Origin of the sequence: Pseudarthrobacter sp. NPDC058362 (assembly GCF_042723515.1) — a bacterium.
In the GTDB taxonomy this organism is placed as follows: Bacteria; Actinomycetota; Actinomycetes; order Actinomycetales; family Micrococcaceae; genus Arthrobacter.
The window spans coordinates 1-21,221 of the sequence record NZ_JBHXIW010000007.1 but is presented as its reverse complement, the minus strand read 5'-3'; the positions used below and the strand labels follow the sequence as shown (position 1 = coordinate 21,221).

At 66.7% G+C, this 21,221-nt stretch carries 20 protein-coding genes; 10 read left to right on the top strand and 10 right to left on the bottom strand.

Annotation, left to right across the window (positions count from 1 at the left end):
- Nucleotides 1–137: 137 nt before the first annotated feature.
- A complete protein-coding gene (locus ACFWIX_RS13415; RefSeq protein WP_377216630.1) occupies nucleotides 138–1,427 on the bottom strand; it encodes an ABC transporter substrate-binding protein in 1,290 nt (429 codons plus the stop codon).
- A gap of 298 nt (nucleotides 1,428–1,725) precedes the next feature.
- A complete protein-coding gene (locus tag ACFWIX_RS13410) occupies nucleotides 1,726–2,946 on the bottom strand; it encodes an ROK family protein (RefSeq protein ID WP_377216629.1) in 1,221 nt (406 codons plus the stop codon).
- A gap of 148 nt (nucleotides 2,947–3,094) precedes the next feature.
- Here ACFWIX_RS13410 and ACFWIX_RS13405 point away from each other — a divergent pair, with 148 nt between their 5' ends.
- The 5 genes from ACFWIX_RS13405 to ACFWIX_RS13385 are packed head-to-tail and all read left to right on the top strand — an operon-like array spanning nucleotide 3,095 to nucleotide 7,761.
- A complete protein-coding gene (locus ACFWIX_RS13405) occupies nucleotides 3,095–3,841 on the top strand; it encodes a sugar phosphate isomerase/epimerase family protein (RefSeq protein WP_377216628.1) in 747 nt (248 codons plus the stop codon).
- Nucleotides 3,838–4,968, top strand: coding sequence for a Gfo/Idh/MocA family protein (locus tag ACFWIX_RS13400; RefSeq protein ID WP_377216627.1), 1,131 nt, complete (start codon nucleotides 3,838–3,840; stop codon nucleotides 4,966–4,968). Before ACFWIX_RS13405 ends, ACFWIX_RS13400 begins: the two co-directional genes overlap by 4 nt.
- Nucleotides 4,969–4,978: 10 nt before the next feature.
- Nucleotides 4,979–6,190, top strand: a complete 1,212-nt coding sequence (locus ACFWIX_RS13395; RefSeq protein ID WP_377216626.1) for a Gfo/Idh/MocA family protein — start codon at nucleotides 4,979–4,981, stop codon at nucleotides 6,188–6,190.
- A 1-nt stretch (nucleotide 6,191) separates the two neighbouring features.
- Nucleotides 6,192–7,193 carry a sugar phosphate isomerase/epimerase family protein gene (locus ACFWIX_RS13390; protein ID WP_377216625.1) on the top strand — a complete coding sequence of 334 codons (1,002 nt, stop codon included), beginning with the start codon at nucleotides 6,192–6,194 and terminating at the stop codon, nucleotides 7,191–7,193.
- A gap of 34 nt (nucleotides 7,194–7,227) precedes the next feature.
- A complete protein-coding gene (locus tag ACFWIX_RS13385; RefSeq protein WP_377216624.1) occupies nucleotides 7,228–7,761 on the top strand; it encodes a GNAT family N-acetyltransferase in 534 nt (177 codons plus the stop codon).
- A 31-nt stretch (nucleotides 7,762–7,792) separates the two neighbouring features.
- Here ACFWIX_RS13385 and ACFWIX_RS13380 read toward each other — a convergent pair whose 3' ends face one another.
- Both ACFWIX_RS13380 and ACFWIX_RS13375 read right to left on the bottom strand, forming a co-directional pair.
- Nucleotides 7,793–9,955, bottom strand: coding sequence for a glycogen debranching N-terminal domain-containing protein (locus ACFWIX_RS13380; protein WP_377216623.1), 2,163 nt, complete (start codon nucleotides 9,953–9,955; stop codon nucleotides 7,793–7,795).
- 54 nt (nucleotides 9,956–10,009) lie between these two features.
- A complete protein-coding gene (locus tag ACFWIX_RS13375; protein WP_377216622.1) occupies nucleotides 10,010–11,071 on the bottom strand; it encodes a glycosyltransferase family 4 protein in 1,062 nt (353 codons plus the stop codon).
- A 180-nt stretch (nucleotides 11,072–11,251) separates the two neighbouring features.
- Between ACFWIX_RS13375 and ACFWIX_RS13370 the strand changes: the two genes are divergently transcribed.
- Together ACFWIX_RS13370 and ACFWIX_RS13365 are read left to right on the top strand one after the other, a co-directional pair.
- Nucleotides 11,252–11,944, top strand: coding sequence for a DsbA family protein (locus ACFWIX_RS13370; RefSeq protein WP_377216621.1), 693 nt, complete (start codon nucleotides 11,252–11,254; stop codon nucleotides 11,942–11,944).
- A 39-nt stretch (nucleotides 11,945–11,983) separates the two neighbouring features.
- Nucleotides 11,984–12,631, top strand: a complete 648-nt coding sequence (locus ACFWIX_RS13365) for a TetR/AcrR family transcriptional regulator (RefSeq protein WP_377216620.1) — start codon at nucleotides 11,984–11,986, stop codon at nucleotides 12,629–12,631.
- A gap of 69 nt (nucleotides 12,632–12,700) precedes the next feature.
- Here ACFWIX_RS13365 and ACFWIX_RS13360 read toward each other — a convergent pair whose 3' ends face one another.
- Nucleotides 12,701–13,366: a LytR C-terminal domain-containing protein gene (locus tag ACFWIX_RS13360; RefSeq protein WP_377216619.1), complete on the bottom strand. Its 666-nt coding sequence runs from the start codon at nucleotides 13,364–13,366 to the stop codon at nucleotides 12,701–12,703.
- Nucleotides 13,359–13,658, bottom strand: a complete 300-nt coding sequence (locus tag ACFWIX_RS13355; RefSeq protein ID WP_377216618.1) for a type II toxin-antitoxin system VapB family antitoxin — start codon at nucleotides 13,656–13,658, stop codon at nucleotides 13,359–13,361. Before ACFWIX_RS13355 ends, ACFWIX_RS13360 begins: the two co-directional genes overlap by 8 nt.
- A gap of 146 nt (nucleotides 13,659–13,804) precedes the next feature.
- On the opposite strand from ACFWIX_RS13355, the gene ACFWIX_RS13350 reads away from it, so the two are divergent.
- Entirely contained in the window at nucleotides 13,805–14,731 is a 927-nt protein-coding gene (locus tag ACFWIX_RS13350) for a hypothetical protein (protein WP_377216617.1), read from the top strand.
- Nucleotides 14,732–14,975: 244 nt separating this feature from the next.
- Nucleotides 14,976–16,391, top strand: coding sequence for a stealth family protein (locus ACFWIX_RS13345; protein WP_377216744.1), 1,416 nt, complete (start codon nucleotides 14,976–14,978; stop codon nucleotides 16,389–16,391).
- Nucleotides 16,392–16,461: 70 nt separating this feature from the next.
- Here the strand turns inward: ACFWIX_RS13345 and ACFWIX_RS13340 are convergent, their stop codons facing one another.
- The 3 genes from ACFWIX_RS13340 to ACFWIX_RS13330 form a co-directional block, all read right to left on the bottom strand.
- Nucleotides 16,462–17,385: a phosphodiesterase gene (locus ACFWIX_RS13340; RefSeq protein WP_377216616.1), complete on the bottom strand. Its 924-nt coding sequence runs from the start codon at nucleotides 17,383–17,385 to the stop codon at nucleotides 16,462–16,464.
- A 115-nt stretch (nucleotides 17,386–17,500) separates the two neighbouring features.
- Complete coding sequence (locus ACFWIX_RS13335) at nucleotides 17,501–17,983, bottom strand: glutathione peroxidase (RefSeq protein WP_377216615.1); 483 nt, start codon at nucleotides 17,981–17,983, stop codon at nucleotides 17,501–17,503.
- Complete coding sequence (locus ACFWIX_RS13330) at nucleotides 17,946–19,313, bottom strand: M23 family metallopeptidase (RefSeq protein ID WP_377216614.1); 1,368 nt, start codon at nucleotides 19,311–19,313, stop codon at nucleotides 17,946–17,948. The genes ACFWIX_RS13335 and ACFWIX_RS13330 overlap by 38 nt, the downstream gene beginning before the upstream one ends.
- Before the next feature lie 179 nt (nucleotides 19,314–19,492).
- Here ACFWIX_RS13330 and ACFWIX_RS13325 point away from each other — a divergent pair, with 179 nt between their 5' ends.
- Nucleotides 19,493–20,413, top strand: a complete 921-nt coding sequence (locus tag ACFWIX_RS13325; protein ID WP_377216613.1) for an oxygenase MpaB family protein — start codon at nucleotides 19,493–19,495, stop codon at nucleotides 20,411–20,413.
- 61 nt (nucleotides 20,414–20,474) lie between these two features.
- Here the strand turns inward: ACFWIX_RS13325 and ACFWIX_RS13320 are convergent, their stop codons facing one another.
- Nucleotides 20,475–20,849: a VOC family protein gene (locus ACFWIX_RS13320; protein ID WP_377216612.1), complete on the bottom strand. Its 375-nt coding sequence runs from the start codon at nucleotides 20,847–20,849 to the stop codon at nucleotides 20,475–20,477.
- Nucleotides 20,850–21,221: the final 372 nt, after the last annotated feature.

Here is a 21,221-nt window from a genome sequence, read left to right as displayed (position 1 = left end):
CCTGTTTGTCTACATTTTTTGGGGGGTTACCCCCGTTTGTGGGCACCATATATTTCAATTTCACAAATTGTGGGGGGGGGGGGGGCGGGGGCCGGGCGCCCCCCCCCGACCCGGGGTCAGGACCTGGGGTGCCATGGTCAGAAGGTCGCCTTGGCGGTTTCGATCTCTTCAGCCATCCGTTTGGTGGCCTCGTCGGCGGTGGCTTCGCCGGAGAGGACAGCGTAGACGTTCTTGTTGATGGCCTGGGAGATCTGGGGGTACACCGGGGACACCGGCCGCGGCTTGGCGCCCTTCACCGAGTCAAGCAGCTCAGCCGCGAACGGCATCTTGGCTACGACGTCCGGATCCGAGTAGGCGGCCTCGTTCACCGGCGCCTGGGAGTTGTCCATGGCAACATGCTTCTGCCAGTCCGGGGAGGTGGCAAAGTTGATGTACGCGACCGCCGCTCCGGGGTTGGTGGAGTGCGCGGAGATGGAGAAGTTCCAGCCGCCCAACACACCGCTGGCCTTGCTCGAACCGTCGAAGGACGGAAGCGGCGCCACCCCGAAAGTGCCCGCCATCTTCGTGGCGTTCAGCAACCGGTAGACGTGCGGCCAGTTTCGCTGGTACCCGAAGTTTCCGGACTCGTAGGCCAGGCGCGTCGGGTCCTCGCTGTAGGTCAGCACGGCGCGGTCCGCAGATCCGTTCTTGATGCCGCCGGCCATGAACTCCAGGACCTTCCGCGTGGTGTCGTTGTCCACTACCACTTCACCGGCATCGTCCAGCACTTCTCCCCCGGCGCTGTAGAGGAGTTCGAGGAAGTTCACGGTCAGGCCTTCGTACTGCTTACCCTGGTAGACCAGGCCGTTGCCCGGGGCCTTGGCCGCCTCTTCGTAAAGCTGCTGCCAGGTTTCCGGCTTTGCCACCTTGTCCTTCTGGTAGTAGATGAGGCCGGCGTTCGTATAGAACGGCGTCGCCCAGTACTTCCCGTCGTACTTTGCAGACTCCGTGGTGGACGGGATGAGCCGGTCCTTGATTCCGTCAATCAGTTCGGTCTGGTCGAGCAGCCAGCCCTGCGAGGCGAACTCCGCGGTCCAGATGACGTCCGTCATGAAAATGTCGCACTCTGTGGACTTGCCCTCCAGCCGCTGGACCGCCTGGGTGCGGGACTCGTCCGTGGTGGAACCGATCTCGGTGTACTTCGCCGTCATGCCGGGGTTGGCTTTGTTGAAGGCGGCGGTGGTGTTCTTGTGGATGCCGCTGGCGTCTTTGCCGCCGCACAGGGTGACGTTTCCCTTTGCGCCTTCCGCGCTCTTGGGATCGGCCGCGGCGGCAGCCGGCGCCTCCGTTGAGTTTGAGGCCGGCTGGTTTCCACAGCCGGCGAGCATGACGCCCGCCACTACGGTTGCTGCAACACTCTGGGCAAGACGACGGCGTCTGGCTGGCATGGGTGCCTTCACGGGTTTCCTTTCGGGGTGGCATGATCCGCACCACCGGCCGTTCTCGAGCTTTCAGGCCGCTCACTCGCCGGTTTTGCGGGAAGATCGGACGATAACCCCCGACTTTCAACGTCACTGAATCAAAAGTCTGCAAGCTCACCGCTGTAAGCAGATTTCCACGGAGTGTGATCTATGTCAACAAAATCCGAAGTGAATTTTCAGGTCCTCCGCGTACCGTTGAATGGCCCGAAGACACGCAAAAGTACGCCCCGGCGAAAGGCGCCGCCAGGGCCGTCTGGAAAGCCCCTCAGTTGGCCGGCGAAGCGTTCCGGATGGCAGTTTCCACTACCTCGGGAGAGAGGACATGGTCGATCACCATCCTGCTGGCACCCAGGATGGCGGCGTCCGCCGGAGCTTTGGCCTGCTCGATGCGCAGCCGGGACGTGGCCAGTGGAAGCGACCGGCGGTAGACCGCTTCCCTGACGCCCGCCAGCAACTGGTCACCGGCGCGGGCCAGGCTTCCACCCACCACAATGACGGACGGGTTGAGCAGGTTGACGCAGAATGCCAGCACCTCCCCCAGGTCCCGCCCTGCTTGGCGGAGGGCATGGATCGCCTGGACATTGCCCTTGGCCGCCAGGTCCACCACATCCGTGCTCGTGGTGGCTTCGATCCCTTCGGCGCGAAGCTTGGCCGCGAGGGCGGGGCCGGACGCGAGCGCCTCGAGGCAACCGGTGTTGCCGCAACGGCACTGCACATCCTCGCCGTCAGGCACCCGGACATGGCCAAGGTCGCCGGAGGTTCCGTCGGCCCCCCGCTGGATTTCGCCGTTGCTGATGATGCCGGCGCCGATGCCGGTCGCCACCTTGACCAGCAGCACGTTCTGAAAGTCCTGCCAGTGGGCGTAGCGCTCCCCGATGGCCATGATGTTCACGTCGTTATCCACCAGGACGTCCGTGGCCAGGCGTTCACCGACATACCCGGCCACATCGAAGCCGTCCCACCCCGGCATGATGGGGGGCTTCACCGGGCGACCGGAGCTGTGCTCCACCGGCCCCGGCAGGCCGATCCCTACCCCGGCGAGATCACGACGGTCCCGCCCGACGTCCTCCAGGAGCTTTTGCCCGATCTCGATGACCCTGTTCAGGACGGGCTCCGGCCCTTCGGCTATGTCGATGGCCTCGGAGTGACGGGCCAGGATGGTCGCGTTAAGGTCCGTAGCTGCAACGGAGGCATGGGTGGCGCCCACGTCGGCAGCGAGGACTACCTTGACGCCTGCGTTGAAGGCGAATTTCGACGGCGGACGTCCGCCTGAGGAGGCAGCCTCGCCGGCGGTGTCCACCAGCCCCATGGCCAGGAGGGCATCAATCCGGGCCGCCACAGTAGTCCGGGCCAGGCCGGTGATGTCCGCAAGTTCTGACCGCGTCCGGGCCTTGCCGTCCCGCAGCAACTGAAAGAGGTCACCGGTCCGCGAAAGCAGCGCGGCTTCCTGTGTTGGCCGCTGCTGATTCCTGGAAACGATCGCCATGCGTTAAGGAATAGCACACCGACGCCGCTTAGTCCCGAGAAATCTGCGACTTTTGATTGACTTGCGTCAAAAGTCGCCGTACGTTGAAGAAAACCCCGCGACGATGTGCTGCCGCACATGGGCTCCGAGCAGCAAGGACGTGCACGCTATGGATTATTCGCTTCAGCTTTACACTCTTCGGCGGCCGTTGGAAGAGGACCTCGCCGGGACCATCCGCCGCGTTGCAGAGATCGGGTTCGCCCAGGTTGAGCCCTACAACTTTGTTGCCAACGCCAAGGAACTCGGTGCCGCTCTCAAGGAGACCGGCCTCGCCGCGCCCTCCGGCCACGCTCCGCTGCTGAGCCATGACCAGGACGAAATCTTCGCCGCAGCTAAAGAGCTCGGCATCACCACCGTGATCGATCCCCACATCCCGGCGGAGCACTGGCAGAAGGCCGAAAACATCCGGGCCACGGCCAACAAGCTCAACGAGGCGGCCAAGAAAGGTGCCAAGTACGGCATCCGGGTGGGCTACCACAACCACGCCTGGGAGCTGGAGTCCACGATCGAGGGCCGCACCGCGCTGGAGTACTGCGCGGACCTGCTGGACCCGGAAGTGGTCCTGGAGGTCGACACGTACTGGGTGGCCGTCGGCGGCAAGGACCCGGTGGACATCCTCGCCAAACTGGGTGACCGGGTGAAATTCATCCACATCAAGGACGGACCGCTCACCACCGACACCACCGCGCAGCTTCCGGCAGGCCAAGGCAAGCTGCCGGTACTGGACGTCATCGTGGCCGCAAAATCCCTGGAAGTGGGCGTCGTGGAGTTCGATGACTACGCCGGGGACATCTTCGAGGGCATCGCCCAGAGCCTCTCGTTCCTGCAGGCCTCCGGCGAAGGGATCAAGGCATGAGCACCCCCGCAGCTGCCGCAGCGGTCCGCAGAGGCCCGGTCGGCGTCGGCATTATTGGCGCCGGCAACATCAGCAAGCAGTACCTGGACAACCTGACCGTCTTCCCGGACCTCAGGGTCCTTGTCATCGCCGATCTCTTCGAGGAGGCGGCGGAAGCCCGGGCCAAGGAGTACGGAATTCCGGAATGGGGAACGCCGGAGAAGGCGCTGAACCACCCGGACGTCGAAATCATCGTCAACCTGACCATCCCGGCCGCGCACGTTGAAGTGGCGGCCGCCGCCGTCAGCGCCGGCAAGCACGTCTGGACCGAGAAGCCGTTCTCCCTGGACCGGGAGTCCGGCCTTGGCCTGCTCAAACAGGCGGACGCGGCCGGAAGAAGGCTCGGCACCGCCCCCGACACCTTCCTCGGCGCCGGGCTGCAGACCGCCCTGCGGCTGATCCAGCGTGGCGACATCGGCACCCCGCTGACCGCCATGACCACGTTCCAGACACCCGGCCCGGAATCCTGGCACCCCAACCCGGCGTTCCTGTTCCAGTACGGTGCCGGCCCACTGTTCGATATGGGCCCGTACTACCTCACCGCCCTCGTCCAGGCCTTCGGGTCCATCCGCAAGGTGGCCGCCATCGGTTCCAAGGCCAAGGACGTCCGCGTGATCGGCTCCGGTCCGAAGGCAGGCGAGGAGTTCACCGTCGAGGTGCCTACCCACGTTTCGGCGATGGCACAGTTTGAGTCCGGTGCGTCCTCGCACAGCGTGTTCTCCTTCGAGTCCCCCCGCGTACGGATGGGCTTCGTGGAGATCACCGGCACCGAAGCCACCCTGTCGCTGCCGGACCCCAACTATTTCGACGGCGATATCCGCCTCTGGCGCGCAGGAGACGAAGACTGGACGACCATTGCGGCCACCGGTCCGGCGAACGGCCGGGGCATGGGTGTCCTGGACATGGCCCGCTCCATCCGCGCCGGAGTGCCCCACCGCGCCACCGGCGACCTGGCTTACCACGTGCTGGACAGCCTGGTCTCGATCACCGAGTCGATGGAGTCCGGCACCTTCGTGGACGTCGACAGCTCCGCTCCGGCATCCCCGGCCCTCCCGGAGGACTGGGCCCCGGAAGCCGCCACCCTTTAGGAAGACCACTATGACTTCACTCCGAGACACCGGCAACTCGAACAGCACCGGAACCCTGGGCGTGGCCATGATCGGTTACGCGTTCATGGGGAAGGCCCACTCGAACGCCTGGCGCAACGTTGCCGCTTTCTTTGACGTCCCCGCTTTCGAGCAGAAGGTCCTGGTAGGCCGGGACGCCGCGGCGGTGGCCGAAGCCGCGGCAAGATACGGCTGGGCTGAGTCGGCCACCGACTGGCGCGAGGTGATCGCCCGGGACGATATCGACGTCGTCGACGTCTGCGCCCCCGGCTGGATGCACGCCGAGATCGCCATCGCGGCGCTCGAAGCGGGCAAGCACGTGCTGCTGGAGAAGCCGCTGGCCAACACCCTCGCCGAAGCGGAAGCCATGACGGCGGCCGCCGCCAAGGCCCGGGCAACGGGGGTGCAGTCCATGGTGGGCTTCAACTACCGGCGCGTGCCTGCCCTCGCCCTGGCAAGGGAACTCATTGCCGAAGGCAGGTTGGGCACTATCCGGCACGTTCGCGCCGCGTACCTGCAGGACTGGCTGGCCGATGACCAAGCACCCATGACGTGGCGGCTCAAGAAGGAAACGGCCGGGTCCGGGGCGCTGGGCGACATCGCCTCCCACGCCATCGACCAGGTCCTGTTCCTCCTCGGAGACCAGGTCACGGAGGTCTCCGGCCGGACCCACACCTTCACGACTTCGCGCCCTGGTGCCGAAGGACCGGAGGAGGTAACGGTCGACGACGCCGCCTGGGCCACGCTGTCCCTCGCCTCCGGGGCGGTCGCCTCAGTCGAGGTCAGCAGGGTGGCCACCGGCCGGAAGAACTCCCTGAACCTCGAGATCTACGGCGACAAGGGCTCCATCCTCTTCGACCTGGAGAACCTCAACGAACTCGGCTTTCTGGACGCCACCGTGCCCCTCCGCGAGCAGGGCTTGCGGCGGATCCTGGTCAACGAACCCGAACATCCCTACGTTGCGGCATGGTGGCCGCAGGGACACATCATCGGCTGGGAACACACGTTCACGCACGAAATCCGCGACTTCCTGGCGGCCATCGCGGCAGGCGAAGCACCCTCGCCGTCGTTCGAGGAAGGCCTGGAAGTCCAGCGGGTCCTCAGCGCCGTGGAGGAGTCCGCCGCCGCGAAAAGCGCCCTCATCCAGCTTCCGACCGCCCCGACCACCGGGGCAGCGCGCCCTGCAGCAACCGAAGGAGCCTGACATGCCCCGCCCGTTCACCCTGTTCACCGGCCAGTGGGCCGACCTGCCCTTCGAAGAAGTCGCCAAGCTTGCCTCCGGCTGGGGCTACGACGGCCTCGAAATCGCCGTCTCCGGCGACCATCTGGACGCCTGGCGCTGGGCCGAGCCCGGCTACGTCGAATCCAAGCTCGCCGTCCTGGAGAAGTACAACCTCAAGGTGTGGGCCATCTCCAACCACCTCACCGGCCAGGCCGTGTGCGACGACCCCATCGACTTCCGCCACCAGGCCATCGTCCGGTCGAAGGTGTGGGGCGACGGTGATCCGGAGGGCGTCCGCCGTCGTGCGGCCGAGGAAATGCAGCACACCGCCCGGCTCGCCAAGGCACTCGGCGTGGACACCGTCGTCGGCTTCACCGGCTCCGCCATCTGGCAGTATGTGGCGATGTTCCCGCCCGTCCCGGAGAAGGTCATCGACGCCGGCTACCAGGACTTCGCGGACCGCTGGAACCCCATCCTGGACGTCTTCGACGAGTGCGGCGTCCGTTTCGCCCACGAGGTCCATCCCTCCGAAATCGCCTACGACTACTGGACCACCGTCCGCACCCTCGAAGCGATCGGCCACCGGGAAGCGTTCGGCCTGAACTGGGACCCGTCGCACATGATGTGGCAAGGCATCGACCCCGTCTCATTCATTTGGGACTTCAAGGACCGGATCTACCACGTGGACTGCAAGGACACGAAGATCCGCCAGACCGGCCGCAACACGGTCCTGGGCTCGCACCTCGCGTGGGGCGATCCCCGCCGCGGCTGGGACTTCGTCTCCGCCGGCCGCGGGGACGTGCCGTGGGAAGCGTCCTTCCGGGCCCTGGCCGCGATCGGGTACGACGGGCCGATCTCCGTCGAATGGGAGGATGCCGGCATGGACCGCCTGCACGGTGCCCCCGAGGCCCTCGCCGCGCTGAAGAAGTACGACTTCCCGGCTTCCACCGCTTCCTTCGACGCCGCCTTCAGCTCCAAGGACTGACGTACCCTGATAGGCGACACGGGAAAGGGAGGACATGGGCCACACCATCCGCAGGGCAAGAGCGGACGACGCCGGCGCATTGGCTGCCCTTGCCGCCGTCACCTTTCCGCTGGCCTGCCCGCCGTCGTCGTCACCTGAGGATATTGCCGCGCACCTTGCCGGAACGCTGAGCGAAACGCACTTCGGGCAGTATCTCGCGGACCCGGACACCACCATCCTCGTCCTGGATTCGGACGGCACGCTGAATGGATACAGCCTCCTGGTCAACCGCCCCGCGGCCGACCCGGACGTGGCTGCCGCCCTGACCCTGCTGCCGTGCGTGGAACTAAGCAAGTGCTACGTCCACCCGCAACACCATGGCCTGGGCGCCGCCGCGGAACTCATGCAGGCCAGCCTGTTGGCTGCCACCGAGGCCGGCGGAGCGGGCATCTGGCTGGGCGTGAACAGCCAGAACGCCCGGGCCGTCCGCTTCTACGAAAAGTCCGGTTTCCGGAAGGTGGGAACCAAGACGTTCAGGCTGGGAACCGCCGTCGAACACGATTTCGTAATGGAACGGTCCCTGCCCTGAAAATATCTGCCCTGCTGCGCCTCGGCTGAATCTACCGGCCGGCCTTAAGGCCTGTGCCATGCCCGCCCAGCAGGTCCTCGAGCGGCGGCCGCGGTTCGCTGCGGAAACGCAGGCCGGGCGGCAGGCCCTCGATGGTGCCCTCCGCGCCGTTGGCGGCGATGGTGATCCGGCTGGTGTCCAGCAGGACGTTTTCAGCCCGGAACTCCCCAAAATCCCGGTCCAGGATGGGGGCCAGGTGCACGACGCCGCGGGTGAAGTCGGGGTCGAACCGGAGGAGGACGCGGGCCAGCTGCACCGGAGCGGCCGCGGCCCACGCCTGCGGCGAGCACGCCGTGGGGTAAGGCACCGGGCCAGGGTATTCGCCGCGGTCGAAACCGCAGAACAGCTCCGGCAGGCGGCCGTCGAAGTGCTCGGCGGCGTCGAAAATGGCCTGTGCCACGCGCCGGGCTTCCTCCACAAAGCCGTAACGCATCAACCCCGTGGCCACCAGCGCCGTGTCGTGCGGCCAGACGGAGCCGTTGTGGTAGCTGACGGGATTGTAGGCGCCCATGTCGGAGGCAAGCGTCCGGATCCCCCACCCCGTGAACATCTGCGGGGACATCAGGTGCTCCACCACCTGCGCGGCTTTGTCCTCGTCCACGATCCCCACCCACAGGCAGTGGCCGATATTGGAGGTCAGCGCGTCAACAGGGCGCTTGTCCTTGTCCAGCGCCTCGGCGAAGTAGCCCTTCTCCGGCAGCCAGAACTTTTCGTTGAACGCCTTCTTCAGCTCCGCGGCGCGTCCCGCCCAGTGCTGTTCCAGCTCCTGGTCCCCGCTCCACCGGGCCAGCTGCGAACGGCCCACATAGGCAGAGTAGACATAGGCCTGCACCTCGCAGAGGGCGATGGGCGCCTCCGCCATGGTGCCGTCAGCAAAGTTGATGCCGTCCCAAGAGTCCTTCCAGCCCTGGTTGACCAGGCCATGGTCGTTGGGGCGCAGGTACTCCACAAATCCGTCGCCGTCACGGTCACCGTAGTTGTCGATCCACTCAAGCGCCCGGTCGGCATGGGGCAGGAGGGACTCGATGATGTCGGCCGAGAGGCCCCATCGGCTCAGTTCACCCAGGAGGCCAACAAACAGCGGCGTGGCGTCAGCCGTGCCGTAGTAGGCAGTGCCGCCCAGCGACAGGCCCGCGGTGATGCCCAGCCGGACCTCATGCGGAATGCGGCCCGGTTCTTCCTCTGAATCGTTGTCCACCTTGGTCCCCTGGAGACCGGCGAGGGTCTGCAGGGTGCCGGCGGCAAGATTGGGGTCCACCATCAGGGACATGTAGGACGCCAGCACCGAGTCGCGGCCGAACAGCGCCATGAACCACGGCGCACCGGCAGCCACCGCTGCGCGGTCCGGGTGGTGGGGGTCGAAGATACGCAACGAACCCAGGTCGCTCTGGCTGCGGTTCAGCGCCGCCTGCAGGTTGCTGTCCCCTACCGTGACGCGCGGGACGTTTTGCTCCCAGTCCCGGTGCCGCCGCACTCCCTGCCGGTGGTGCGGCTGCCCGGATTCGGTGAATGCCTCCGCCGGGGCCTCGCCGTTGATCAGCGGCACGACGATGACGCTGGTGGCCCACTTGCCGCGGGCCGGGACCGTGGCCCGGAAGCGCAGCCCGTCGGTCATGACGTCCGCGCCCTTGGCCCGGACTGCGGTGCCGCGGCGCTGCCCGTTGCGGCTGGTTTCGATGACCAACTGGCCGTCCTGGACCGTGCGGGAAGGCCGCGGACCGTCCGAGGTGCGGCCGCCCTTGACGTCGAAGAGGTCCGCCTGGTCCGCATCCAGCAGCAGCTCAATTTCGCACTCCACCGGCTCACCCGAATAGTTCTCCAGGGTGATGTCGTCCTGGAGTCCCGGGCCGATGTGCCGCACCTGGCGCACCACCAGCGGGCTGTCGAACCGGCCGTCCGGCCATTTGGCCCGGCCCACGAACGTAGCCCCGAACGGCTGGGGCCGCTGGGCCACCAGCGGTTCGCGCAGCGAGCCGTTGATGCGCAGGACCCACCGGGAAATAATCCTGGTGTCCTGGAAAAACGCGCCGTTCGTACCGCCGTCGGAACTGATGTCACCGCTTCCGGACGAGATGCAGAACGAGGAGCCCTCCACCACGGTGACCGAACCGGTCTCGGAAGCGGCGGCCTCGGTATCTTCGTTCCATGCGGTCATGAACGGTGTTCCTCCTCAAAGTCGGGTAAGTGCCGGCGGACCAGCGCCTGCACCTTATTGATTCTGGTGCACACCAACAGCATGGGGAACCCCTCCCGGGCCCTTACCCTCAAGAAGTTTGCGGAAAAGCTCCAGATGCTCGCTGACCATGCGCTCTTCGCTGAAGCGCTGCTCCGCAGTATTGCGGCACAGCTCCCGGCTGAGCCCCGCTGCTGCCGGCACGAATTCCGCCAGGTTCTCCGTCGCACCCAGGAATCCGGTGCGGCCGTGCTCCACGATTTCCGGCGCTGAGCCGATGCGAGTGCCGATCACCGGGGTGCCCGTGGCAAGCGCCTCGATCATCACCAGCCCGAAGGGTTCGGACCACTGGATCGGATTGAGGAAGGCCAGGGCTTCGCCCATCAGCGCGTACTTTTCCCCGTCGCCCACCTCGCCCACGAAATCCTCATTGGCGCCCAGCAGGGGTTCAATCACCTCGCGGAAATAGCGCAGTTCCTCGGGCTGGCGCATCTTGACGGCGATCCGCAGCGGCATCCCGGCGCGGCGGGCGAGCATGATGGCCTCGAGCAGACCCTTGTCCGGGCAGGACCGGCCCACGAAGCACAGGTACCCCCCGCGTCCGGACCCCACCGGCACCGCCTGCACGTCCATGCCGTGGTGGATCACCCGGGATACCGGGACGTCCGGGGCATGGGAGGCCTGGTCACGGGAGATCGCGATGATCGCCGAATCCCTTGCCATGGCGCGGTAGATGTCCACGGCCTGCGCGTGCAGCGGGCCGTGGATGGTGGTGGCCACTGGAACCTCCCGCGGCCGGTGGAGGTACAGCGGCCCGGCCAGGGTGTGGTCATGGATGATGTCCATGCCGCGAAGCCCTTGGTATGCCCGGGCCACGTGGCTGAGCTCCGACATGGTGCAGCCCAGTTCCTCCACTGCGGCCGGACGCATCCCGGGCGCCAGCCGGACCGGGCAGGTGCTGTCCGACGGCGCGGCCAGCACCACCTCGTGGCCTGCGGCGGCGAACCCGCGCGCCAGGCTGTCCACTACTCGTTCAATACCACCGTATGTAGGCGGTGGGACAGGAATCCATGGTCCTGCAACCAGTCCAATCCGCATCCCAGGCCTCCCAGGATCATGACTGGCCGGGCCCCCAGTTGGCCTGGCATCTATGCCGTGGGCCACTGCTTGACCTACACCCGACTATTGCCCACCATCCGCCCCGCCGCAAGGCCCGCTGTGGTGGAAGTAACAGGACGACGGCGGAATGGCCGCCGGCGCAGGCCCGTTACCTTAATCATGAAGATCGAGATCTGGTCGGACGTCGCCTGCCCGTGGTGCTACATCGGCAAGCGCCGGTTCGAAGCTGCCCTGGCCGAATTCCCCCACAGGGAGTCCGTGGAGGTCACGTGGCGGAGCTTCCAGCTCGATCCCACCCTCCCGGACCACTACGCCGGCACCGAGCTGCAGTACCTGAGCACCCGGAAGGGCCTGGCCCCGCAGCAGGTCACGCAGATGTTCGAACACGTGGCCGAACAGGCCGCAGGAGTGGGCCTGAACTACCGCTTCGACAAGGTGGTGGTCGCCAACAGCTTCACTGCGCACCGGCTGCTGCACCTTGCCGCCGCCCACGGGCTGCAGGACGCCGCCAAGGAACGACTGCTCAGCGACCACTTCGAGCACGGCAAGGACGTCGGCAGCCGCGAGTACCTGACCGAACTGGGCGCTGGCCTCGGCCTGGACCCGGCGGACGTCGAAGAGCTGTTCACCACCGACAAATACGCCGACGAGGTCCGGGCGGACTTTGACGAGGCCCGCACCCTGGGCATCAGCGGCGTCCCGTTCTTCGTGCTGGACCGGAAATTCGGACTGTCCGGCGCGCAGCCCAAGGAAACCTTCACCGCAGCCCTGAACCAGGCCTGGAACGAAGCCAATCCCCTGGTCATGGTCGGAGCGGGCGAGGCCTGCGGTCCGGAAGGCTGCACCCCCTGACGCAGAATTTTTGGTGACACATCGCGGTAAAGTGTCCGTATGCCAAGGATTTCAGCGGCGAGCAACGCGGAGCAACGCGCGGATACCCAACGCCGCATCCTCACGGCCTTCGGCGAGCTCCTCTTCTCGCACGGCCTTCCGGGTCTGACCATGACGGACGTCGCCCGGCACGCCGGGATCGGCCGCACCGCCGTGTACAACTACTATGCGGACATCGAAGAATTGCTCATCGCCTACGCCCTGGATGAGACCGAAAAGTTCCTCACCGAGCTCCGTGACTCCCTCGCCCGGCTCGAGAACCCCGTGGAGCGGCTCGCCCTGTACGTGCGCGCCCAGGTGGTGGACCTCAGCCGCCGCCACCTCCCGCCGGGACCTGCCATGGGGGCGGTGCTCTCGCCGTCGTCCTTTGCCAAACTGGCCGACCACGTGGGCGAGCTGAGCGTCCTGCTGCAGGGCATCCTGCGCGACGGGATGGAGCAGGGTTACCTGCCCCCGGCGGACGTGGGGCAGCAGGCCCAGCTGATCCTTGGGACGCTGTCCTCAAGCGCGGCACGCGGCAGCGACGAGCCGGCGGAACTGGAGGCGCGGGTGGCGCGCACGGTGCGGTTCATCCAGCAGGGCGCGGGAGCAAGGTTCGACGACGACGGCCGGCCCGTGCGGCTCGGCCCGCCTCCCGCCGCCAACTGACAGCGTTGCTCTATCACCTGTAGTCCCTAAGAGGCCCTTTTGGGAACCAAAGCTGATAGAGCAACGCTGTCAGCCGGCTGCCGCGGACGGAACCACCGGCCACTTGTCGTCGTCGGCGACGCGCCGGCTGTCGCGCGGGCAGCTGAGCGTGCCGGGAGTCTGGTCCACCAGGTCCGGCGGCGTGAGCACACTGTATTGCTGGGCCAGGATCACGTCCACGCTGCCGTCCGTCCGGCTGTCCTGGAAGTAGTCAGACCCGGGCAGGTGCCGCTGCACGGTAAATGCCGCGGACTGCCCGGCCGCGCCGGACACCACCGCGGCGGCGCCTCGGTAGTTGGCTTCGGTGTTGGCCACGGCCCCCACCACGAACTTGCGGGCCAGGAGCTCCTTGCCCACTGTCCCGGCCAGGCCCGGCCGGCTGGTGGAGTTGAACACATTCACGTTGACCTTGTCCGGGGACACGTAGTCGAACGTGGCGTCGGGGCAGGTGGAAACGGTCTCTTCCGCCGGGCCGGCCGTGGGGATTTTGAGTCTTTCGTCCAGCACGGCGAGCGCGGTGATGATCCCGGCCGCGATGAGGCCCAGCAGCAGGACCAGGACAACGCCGTGCAGCGCCCGGCGCCGGACCCGCGCGGTCTGGTCTGCGCGGGCTGCTTCGAACGTTGCGCGCAATTCAGGGCCGGTGACCACGTGGTGGCCGTGGAGGATGCTGGGATCCTGCACTTTCCTAGCCATCAAGCACCAGGACCCGGGCGTGGATCGCGGTGCGCTGGTGCAGCGCGGTACGGACGGCACGGTGCAGCCCGTCCTCCAGGTAGAGCGTCCCTTGGTACTGGACAACGTGCGGGAACAGGTCGCCGAAGAATGTTGAGTCCTCGGCCAGGAGTGCTTCGAGGTCCAAGGTGCGCTTGGTGGTGACCAGTTCGTCCAGGCGCACCGGACGTGGCGGCAGGGCCGCCCAATCCTTGGGCGTGTTGTAACCATGGTCGGGGTAGGGGCGTCCCTCGCCCACAGCTTTAAAGATCACCCTGCCACCCTAGGCAAGCGGCAGGCCCGGGGAAAGCATCATCCGCGGCCCGGCGCCAGGTTGTAGCCAAAAGGTAACCATGTCACACGCGGCGATCTTCGCCGTCGGAGCCTTCCGGTGCTCTCACCGGCTGACAGAATAGGTGCATGACCTCGGATTTTCCTGCTGTTCCCGCGCCCGGAACCACCTTGCCGGCTACGCCGCCGCTCGCGCTGCTGCTCGACGTCGACGGCCCCATCGCCAGCCCCGTCACCCGGGAGGTCACCGACGGGATCATCGGTGACCTGGTGGCGCTGGCCGCCGCCGGCATCCCGGTGGTCTTCAACACCGGCCGGTCCGATGCCTTCATCCGCCAGCAGGTCATGGAACCGATGATCGAGGCAGGAATTCCGTCCGGCACCGTCATCCACGCCGTGTGCGAGAAGGGCGCGGTGTGGTTCAGCTTCACCTCTGCCGGCCCGGGCCCGGTCCATGTGGACCACGACCTGGCCGTCCCGTCCGCCTATGGCGATGACGTGCGGCGGCTGGTGGCCGAGGACTACGCAGCGCACATGTTCTTCGACGAGACCAAGCGCGCCATGGTCTCCGTAGAGCAGCACATCGAGGTCCCCAACGCCGACTATCTGGCAGAGCAGGCACTGTTCGACGCCGAGGCCATGGAGCTGATGGCCCGCCACGGCCTGGGCGTGGTGCGGCTGGATCACCATGCGCCCAATTCCGACGACGAGGTGGACTACCGCGTGGATCCCACCATTATTTCCACAGACATCGAGTCGGTGCGGCTGGGCAAGGATCTTGGTGCCAGCCGCGCGGTGGAACTGCTCGCCGCCCAGCACATCACCCCGCAGGCGTGGCGGACGGTGGGAGATTCCCGCACCGATTACGCCATGGCCGACTGGCTCCACCACAACGACCACCCGGTCAAACACGTGGACGTCCGCCCGGCCGACGGGGTCCCGGTCAAGCCCTACACCATTCTCACCGCCGCCGACCTGGGGCTGCCGGACACGGTGATCCACGACGACGCCGGCGCGGCCTTCCTGCGCAGCTGGCGGGAGGCCCTGGGCATCTGAGCCCCTTCCGGACAGGACTATCATCCAAGTAAGAACATTTACCCCTCACAGCACGGAGCCCACCATTACAGAAGCAGCGGTCCAGGACGAGGTCTACTACGGCGCCCAGGCGTCAGTGGCGGAGCCATTCCATGACGAAATCACGTCGGCGGCAGCGGAGAAACGCCTCAAACCCCGCCCTGATGTGATCCGCCACAAGGGACGCTATGCCCTGATCAACCACAACCGGACGCCCTACCAGGCGATGGTGGAGGACCTGCTGTTCCTGCGTAACGTGCTGGCGAACGCCGGGCTGGCATACCTCTTGGTTCGAGGCAACAACGACCGGCCGGTCATCGCCCTGGACTGGAAGGACCGGAAGAAGCTCCGGGCCGCCATGGTGGAGGCGTGCCTCGACGAGCCCTTCTACTCCATGACCGTGGACGCCAAGAAAAAGACCTCGGTACTGGTGGCGGACGGCGAGCTCTCCCCGAGCAGGCAGGCCCGTATCTTCCGCATCTACCGGCCCCGGGTGGAGCCGGAGGGCGGCTTCGAGTTCGGCGCGTCTGCTGGTGTGCAGATCGAGCTGTGGTCGTTCGAAGGTGAAGAACTGATCCTCCCCATTGAGAACTCGCTGACCCGCCGGACCCTCCTGCGGCAGGATGCGGTCCGCGGCACCGTGGAGCGGTACGGGCACACGTGGCCCACCATCGAGAACATGTTCGCGGACCACGCCAGCGACATCAGCTTCGACATCGACCTGGTGTTCTCCTGGGTGGACGGCAGCTCACCGGAGTACATCGCGGCCCGCCGAGCCCAGCAAAAGGACGCGGTCCTGGGCGAGGGCGACGACCACGAAGCCCGTTTCCGGCAGATCAACGAACTCAAGTACGCGCTGCGGTCCGTGTACATGTTCGCGCCCTGGATCCGGCGGGTCTTCATCGCCACCGACTCACCGGCGCCGGAGTGGCTGGCCGACCACCCTGCCGTGACCATCGTGCGCAGCGAGGAGTTCTTCGCCGATCCTTCCGTGCTGCCCACGCACAACTCGCAGGCCGTCGAGTGCCAGCTGCACCACATCGAGGGCCTGTCCGAGCACTTCCTGTACTCGAACGACGACATGTTCTTCGGCCGCCCCGTCAGCCCGGACCTGTTCTTCACCCCCGGCGGCATCACCAAGTTCATTGAGGCCGAGACCAGGATCGGGCTCGGCGAGAACGCGGCGGAGCGCAGCGGCTTCGAGAACGCGGCACGCGTCAACCGCAAGCTGCTGTGGAACCGCTTCGGCCGGATCACCACCCGGCACCTGGAGCACACTGCCGCCCCGCTGCGCCGGAGCGTCGTGGAGACCATGGAGCAGGAGTTCCCGGAGGAGTTCCGGAAGACGGCAGCAAGCCGCTTCCGGGCCGCGGACAACATCTCCGTCACCAATTCCTTCTACCACTACTACGCGCTGCTGACCGGCCGTGCCGTGACCCAGACAGCGGCAAAAGTCCGCTACGTGGACACCACCATGCGGTCCGGGCTGAACTACCTGCCCAAGCTGCTGGCAAAACGGAACATGGACATGTTCTGCCTGAACGACGGCAGCTTTCCCGAAGTGGACTCCGATGAACGCGCCGCGCTGGTCACGGACTTCCTGGAGAAGTACTACCCCATCAAGGCGCCCTGGGAGAAGTAGCCGCACGGCCGCCGTCGTCCGCGCTCACGGGGCCAGCGATCCTGCTCCCGCCGCTGCCGCGGCTCCCGAGCTAGCGCGGCGACGGGACGGTGGCCGTGTGGCGCTGCTTGGCGGTCTCCGGAATGCGGATACCCGCAGCCTCGAGACGCCGCGCCGTCTCCTCGGGGGTCACGTACTCCCCCACGGTTGCCGAGCTTCCCATTGGAACCACGGAGTGGACGATGGTGTGCTCATAGACGTGGACCAGGTTGAATGCCTGCCCGCCGTCCCGGCCGCGGGTTCCGCCCACCGGCACGTTCAGGTCCTGGGTGTAGCAGCTGGCCGAAGCGACGGAGACAGGAATGCCGGCGAACGTGGCGGTGGTCGAGTAGTGCAGGTGGCCGGCCAGGATGGTGCGGACATCGGAATCGCGCACCACTGCGGCCAGGGAGCCCTGGTCCCGGAGCTCCACCAGGACGGACAGGTCCAGCACGGATGGCACGGGCGGGTGGTGCAGGGCCAGGATGGTGCCATCCGGGGCTGGAGTGGCCAGTTCAGCGGCGAGCCATTCAAGCTGCGCGGCGCTGAGTTCGCCGTGGTGGTAGCCGGGGACCGAGGTGTCCATGGTGATAATGCGCAGGCCGTTGATGAAGTAGCTGTGGTCCACGGGAGCGTCCGTCCCGGGCTGGTCCAGCAGGCCCTTGCGGAAGTTGGCCCGGTTGTCGTGGTTGCCCATGGCCCAGATGACATCCGCGCCCAGTTCTTCGCAGGCCGGTTCCACGATGGCGCGCAGCTTGGCGTAGGCTTCCGGGTCGCCCTTGTCTGCCAGGTCACCGGTAAAGATAACGGCCTCGGGACGCGCGCCTGACTCTTTAACTTCTTCGAAGAGCTGGATGAGCCGGGCTTCGCTGTCAACAGCGCCGTAGAGGGGCTCGGGCCCGCCTACCAGATGGGGATCGCTCAGGTGGAGTAGGAAGTGGCGTGGCCGGGGATGTTCGGCCTCGATGTGCTCCATTGCTACCTCTGTGGTCGGTGGGAAGCCGCTCTTCCCTTGTACCCTTCAGTAAGGTTTATCCAATCAGACATTTGGTAAATTTTGGGCAAATTGCGGCTTCCTTTGTGGAAAAAAGTTAAAGCAATGCCTCTATGGCGTCGATGACCTGGGCCGAATCGGGTTCGACGGTGGGTGCGAACCGGGCAGCCACCCTTCCATCCCTGCCCACCAAGAACTTTTCGAAGTTCCACTTCACCAGGCCTGGCAGCGGTCCGTTCTTGAATTTGGTCAGTTCCGCGTAGAGCGGATGCTGGGCCCTGCCCCGGACGTCGGCCTTGGCCGTAAGGGTAAAGGTCACACCGAAATTGCGCTGGCAGAACTCCGCAATTTCACTGTCACTGCCCGGTTCCTGCCCTGCGAACTGGTTGCACGGCACTCCCAGGATCTCGAATCCGCGGTCCTGGAACTTTTCGTAGAGCGCTTCAAGTCCCGTGTATTGCGGAGTAAGCCCGCATTGGGAGGCGACGTTCACCACCATCACGACTTTCCCCCGGAACCGGCTGAAATCCGTGGCGGTTCCGTCATTCAGCGTCAGGGGTATCTGGTACAGGGATGTCACAGGCTGCGTCCTCACGAAGTTGTCCATACTCATGGTTCGTAACTGGCAGTCCAGCGTACTGGTCCCGGCTGGGAATTCCCTGACCGCACTTCGAGGGGGCAGTTGCCTCACGGGCAGCGGACGACGGCGGCGCCCCCTTCCCTGCGACGCCCGGCTTGGGTGATGGCTCGGGGGGCAGCGGTTCCGCGGGGGCCGGTTCTACCGGGGGTGACTCTGCCGGGGGTGACTCTGCCGGAGCTGGCTCCGAGGGTTCGGTGGGTTCCGGCTGGGCAGGGGCCGCGGGGGCAGGGGCGGGTTCCGCCGGAGGCAAGTCAGGTGCAGAGGATGGCACAGGCGCGGGTTCTGCTGTTGGTGACGGGGCAGCCGATAGCGGCGCGGATGCGTTTGGTGGAGGCGCCGCCGATGGGGGCGATGCCGCCGGAGGGGCGGGCGCCGTCGTCGTACTTCCAGGTAGGGGCGGCACGCCCCAAGGTGCGTAACCCGCTGTGCTGACCCCGGGATGATCGTCCCAAGATGGTCCGCCCGGCCTGGCCGGCGGCAGGCCGGCGAGCGCCGACAGCGGCAGGAGTATCCAGGACAGGGGGCTGACGTGGCGCCCGTTGAGGATGGTTTCGAAGTGCAGGTGGCAGCCCGTGGACCACCCCGTGGAGCCGACGCGGGCGATGGCCTGCCCGGCCCGCACCACGTCGCCGGCACGGACAGTGCTCGAATCCAGATGGTTGTAGGTGGTGATGAGCCCGTTGCCGTGGTCCACCTCCACCCGGTTCCCGCCGCCCCAGGGATGCCAGCCGGCGGCGCGCACCAAGCCCGAATCGGCGGCGTAGACCGGCGTGCCGCACGCGGCCGCATAGTCCTGGCCGAGGTGGAAATCTCCGGGCAGGCCGCTGATCGGGCTCGCCCGGAGACCGAACGGGGACGTTGGCACCAAAACCTCCAGCGGGGCCAGCAGGTAGCCGGCAGGCAGCCTGACCGTTCCGGCCGGCATGACTGTGAGCCCACTCGGGTTCCGTGCGTTCCGGGCGTCCGGGCCCCGGGCTTTTGAATCCCGCAACGGAATTCCGTCGGCAGCCACCGCCGTGCGCGGGAAGTCGAGCGCCGCACGATGGTCTGCGGTGAGGGCGGCGGCAGGCAGCATTCCGGCACCCACCACGCCGGCGGCGTGCCGTCCGGTCCCGGCCACGATGGCCGGCACGCCTGGCTGGGGCGCCGGCCCGTTGCCGTTCCCGCCCGGCAGGATCAACATGCCCAGGGCAAGGGACAGTGCACCGGCTGCGCCGGCACGGGCGACGGCACGCACCGCTTCCGGAATGCGCGCGGCATTCCCCGGCAACTGCCGGCCCTTTTCGGCTCTGTTGTGACCCCGTACCTTGCCCAACCGATTGACTCCAGGACGTGTCGGCCCGCACGCTGTCTCGACGGTAATTTCCATGGGACCACACGCTTCGGCGCCGTGGGAACCCCTTCGGGAATCATGTGGATATCCGCGCTCCGGCCTGACCACAATGATGTATGCGAGGGCTATTTCGGATCTGGCGGGACGAACTGAGGAAGACGTTCACAGGCAAATCGGACACCCCGCCCGAGTGGGCGCTGCGGCTGGCCGACGGGGACGACGCCGGCTATCACCTGCCGGGCTCAGCGGTGTGGGCCGTGCATGGCTCCATGTCCACGATCGTCGCCGGAATCCGCACCCTCCTCATGCAGTCCCTGCACCCCGGGGCACTGGCAGGCGTCCACGAGCATTCCGACTTCCGCGCGGATCCGCTGGCGCGGCTGGCCGCCACCATCCGCTGGATCTTCACCGTGACCTACGGCTCCCGGGCCGCTGCGGAAGAGGCTTCCCGCCGGGTCCGCGTGCTGCATGGGCCGGTGCAGGGCAGCTACCGCGGGAATGACGGGAGCCTTCGGGACTACAGCGCCAACGATCCCGTGCTCGGGGCGTGGATCCACCTGGCGTTCACGGACGGGTTCCTGGCGGCACACAGGATCTGGGGGAAACCGATTCCCGGTGGACCCGACGCTTACGTCCGGGAGTGGTCGCAGGCCGGCAGGCTCATGGGCGTCGCTGGTCCGCCGATGAGCGAGGCGGAGCTGCGCCGGCAGCTGGATGACTGGTACCGCAGCGGCGAGCTCCGGGCGGACGCCCGCGTGGCCGAAACCGTGGAGTTCATCCGGAACCCTCCCCTGCATCCCCTGCTGCGGCCGGGCTACCGGGTCCTGTTCGCAGGCGCGGTGTACAGCCTGGAGCCCAGGTTCCAGCGGATGCTGGGGCTGACTCCGCCGCGGCTTGGCCCGTTCCCGCTTCCGGTGCGGCTTGGCACCCGGGCAGTCCTCGGCGTCGTCCGTCTCATGCTCGGACCGAGGGGCCCCAGTGAACTGGCCGCCCGGGAACGGCTCCGCCGCCTCGGAGTGCCCGCGGCCGACGCCTGAGAGCACTGCGCACATTTGACGCGGTCCCAGAATGGGGCGGGGTTTCAGGGTAGAGGCGGGCTCAGGCGTCAAGTCGCTTGCGGAGGAGGCAGAACTCGTTGCCCTCGGGGTCGGCGAGGACGTGCCATTGCTCGTCACCGGTCTGTCCCACATCGGCCGGCCGGGCGCCCAAGGCCAGCAGCCGGTCCAGCTCCGCAGCCTGGTCCCGGTCCACAGGGTTGACGTCAATGTGCAGCGGCAGCTTCCCCGTCCGCGGATCGATGCTGGGGCTCAGGATGATCGTGGGCTGCAGGCCGCCGAATCCCTCCGGCGGTCCGATCTCGATGGCACCGTCTTCCCGGCCAAGCTCCACATAGCCCAGGACGTCGCTCCAGAAGCGGGCGAGCAGTTCGGGGTCGGAGCAGTCGAGGACAAGTTCGCTGATTCGGCATGACATTGGCCCAGTGTACGGAGCCCGCAAGCCGGGAAACAGGTCCTGCGCCGTCGGGTTTCGACGCGCAAACTTGCGGCCGAGGCGCATCCTCGCCGGCGACGCCCACATATGGGGCGCGTCCGGGGACATGCGCAGCGCCGATGAATATGCGCGTCGAAAACAGGACGGACTTTGAAAGGGCCCGGACAACAAGAACACCCCCGGTCCTAAGACCGGGGGTGTTAACGATGACCCGACACATCCGTAAACGATGTCTCGACTCATCACAAGGGCGGAGAATGGGGTGTCTAGTTTCACGACATAGTTCTCACATGAGTCGGGACATCGTTCCCAGTTGATGCTTCACCGGTGAGTCGGGACATCGTTCACACCCTG

Excerpts from the sequence above, each read along its gene's own strand:
- ACFWIX_RS13345 (WP_377216744.1), top strand. The coding sequence starts at position 14,976 with ATGGTGGAGGACCTGCTGTTCCTGCGTAACGTGCTGGCGAACGCCGGG.
- ACFWIX_RS13360 (WP_377216619.1), bottom strand. The coding sequence starts at position 13,366 with ATGGCTAGGAAAGTGCAGGATCCCAGCATCCTCCACGGCCACCACGTG.
- ACFWIX_RS13390 (WP_377216625.1), top strand. The coding sequence starts at position 6,192 with ATGCCCCGCCCGTTCACCCTGTTCACCGGCCAGTGGGCCGACCTGCCC.
- ACFWIX_RS13370 (WP_377216621.1), top strand. The coding sequence starts at position 11,252 with ATGAAGATCGAGATCTGGTCGGACGTCGCCTGCCCGTGGTGCTACATC.
- ACFWIX_RS13410 (WP_377216629.1), bottom strand. The coding sequence starts at position 2,946 with ATGGCGATCGTTTCCAGGAATCAGCAGCGGCCAACACAGGAAGCCGCG.
- ACFWIX_RS13405 (WP_377216628.1), top strand. The coding sequence starts at position 3,095 with ATGGATTATTCGCTTCAGCTTTACACTCTTCGGCGGCCGTTGGAAGAG.
- ACFWIX_RS13380 (WP_377216623.1), bottom strand. The coding sequence starts at position 9,955 with ATGACCGCATGGAACGAAGATACCGAGGCCGCCGCTTCCGAGACCGGT.
- ACFWIX_RS13325 (WP_377216613.1), top strand. The coding sequence starts at position 19,493 with ATGCGAGGGCTATTTCGGATCTGGCGGGACGAACTGAGGAAGACGTTC.
- ACFWIX_RS13415 (WP_377216630.1), bottom strand. The coding sequence starts at position 1,427 with ATGCCAGCCAGACGCCGTCGTCTTGCCCAGAGTGTTGCAGCAACCGTA.
- ACFWIX_RS13320 (WP_377216612.1), bottom strand. The coding sequence starts at position 20,849 with ATGTCATGCCGAATCAGCGAACTTGTCCTCGACTGCTCCGACCCCGAA.
- ACFWIX_RS13385 (WP_377216624.1), top strand. The coding sequence starts at position 7,228 with ATGGGCCACACCATCCGCAGGGCAAGAGCGGACGACGCCGGCGCATTG.
- ACFWIX_RS13395 (WP_377216626.1), top strand. The coding sequence starts at position 4,979 with ATGACTTCACTCCGAGACACCGGCAACTCGAACAGCACCGGAACCCTG.
- ACFWIX_RS13400 (WP_377216627.1), top strand. The coding sequence starts at position 3,838 with ATGAGCACCCCCGCAGCTGCCGCAGCGGTCCGCAGAGGCCCGGTCGGC.
- ACFWIX_RS13340 (WP_377216616.1), bottom strand. The coding sequence starts at position 17,385 with ATGGAGCACATCGAGGCCGAACATCCCCGGCCACGCCACTTCCTACTC.
- ACFWIX_RS13350 (WP_377216617.1), top strand. The coding sequence starts at position 13,805 with ATGACCTCGGATTTTCCTGCTGTTCCCGCGCCCGGAACCACCTTGCCG.
- ACFWIX_RS13375 (WP_377216622.1), bottom strand. The coding sequence starts at position 11,071 with ATGCGGATTGGACTGGTTGCAGGACCATGGATTCCTGTCCCACCGCCT.
- ACFWIX_RS13365 (WP_377216620.1), top strand. The coding sequence starts at position 11,984 with ATGCCAAGGATTTCAGCGGCGAGCAACGCGGAGCAACGCGCGGATACC.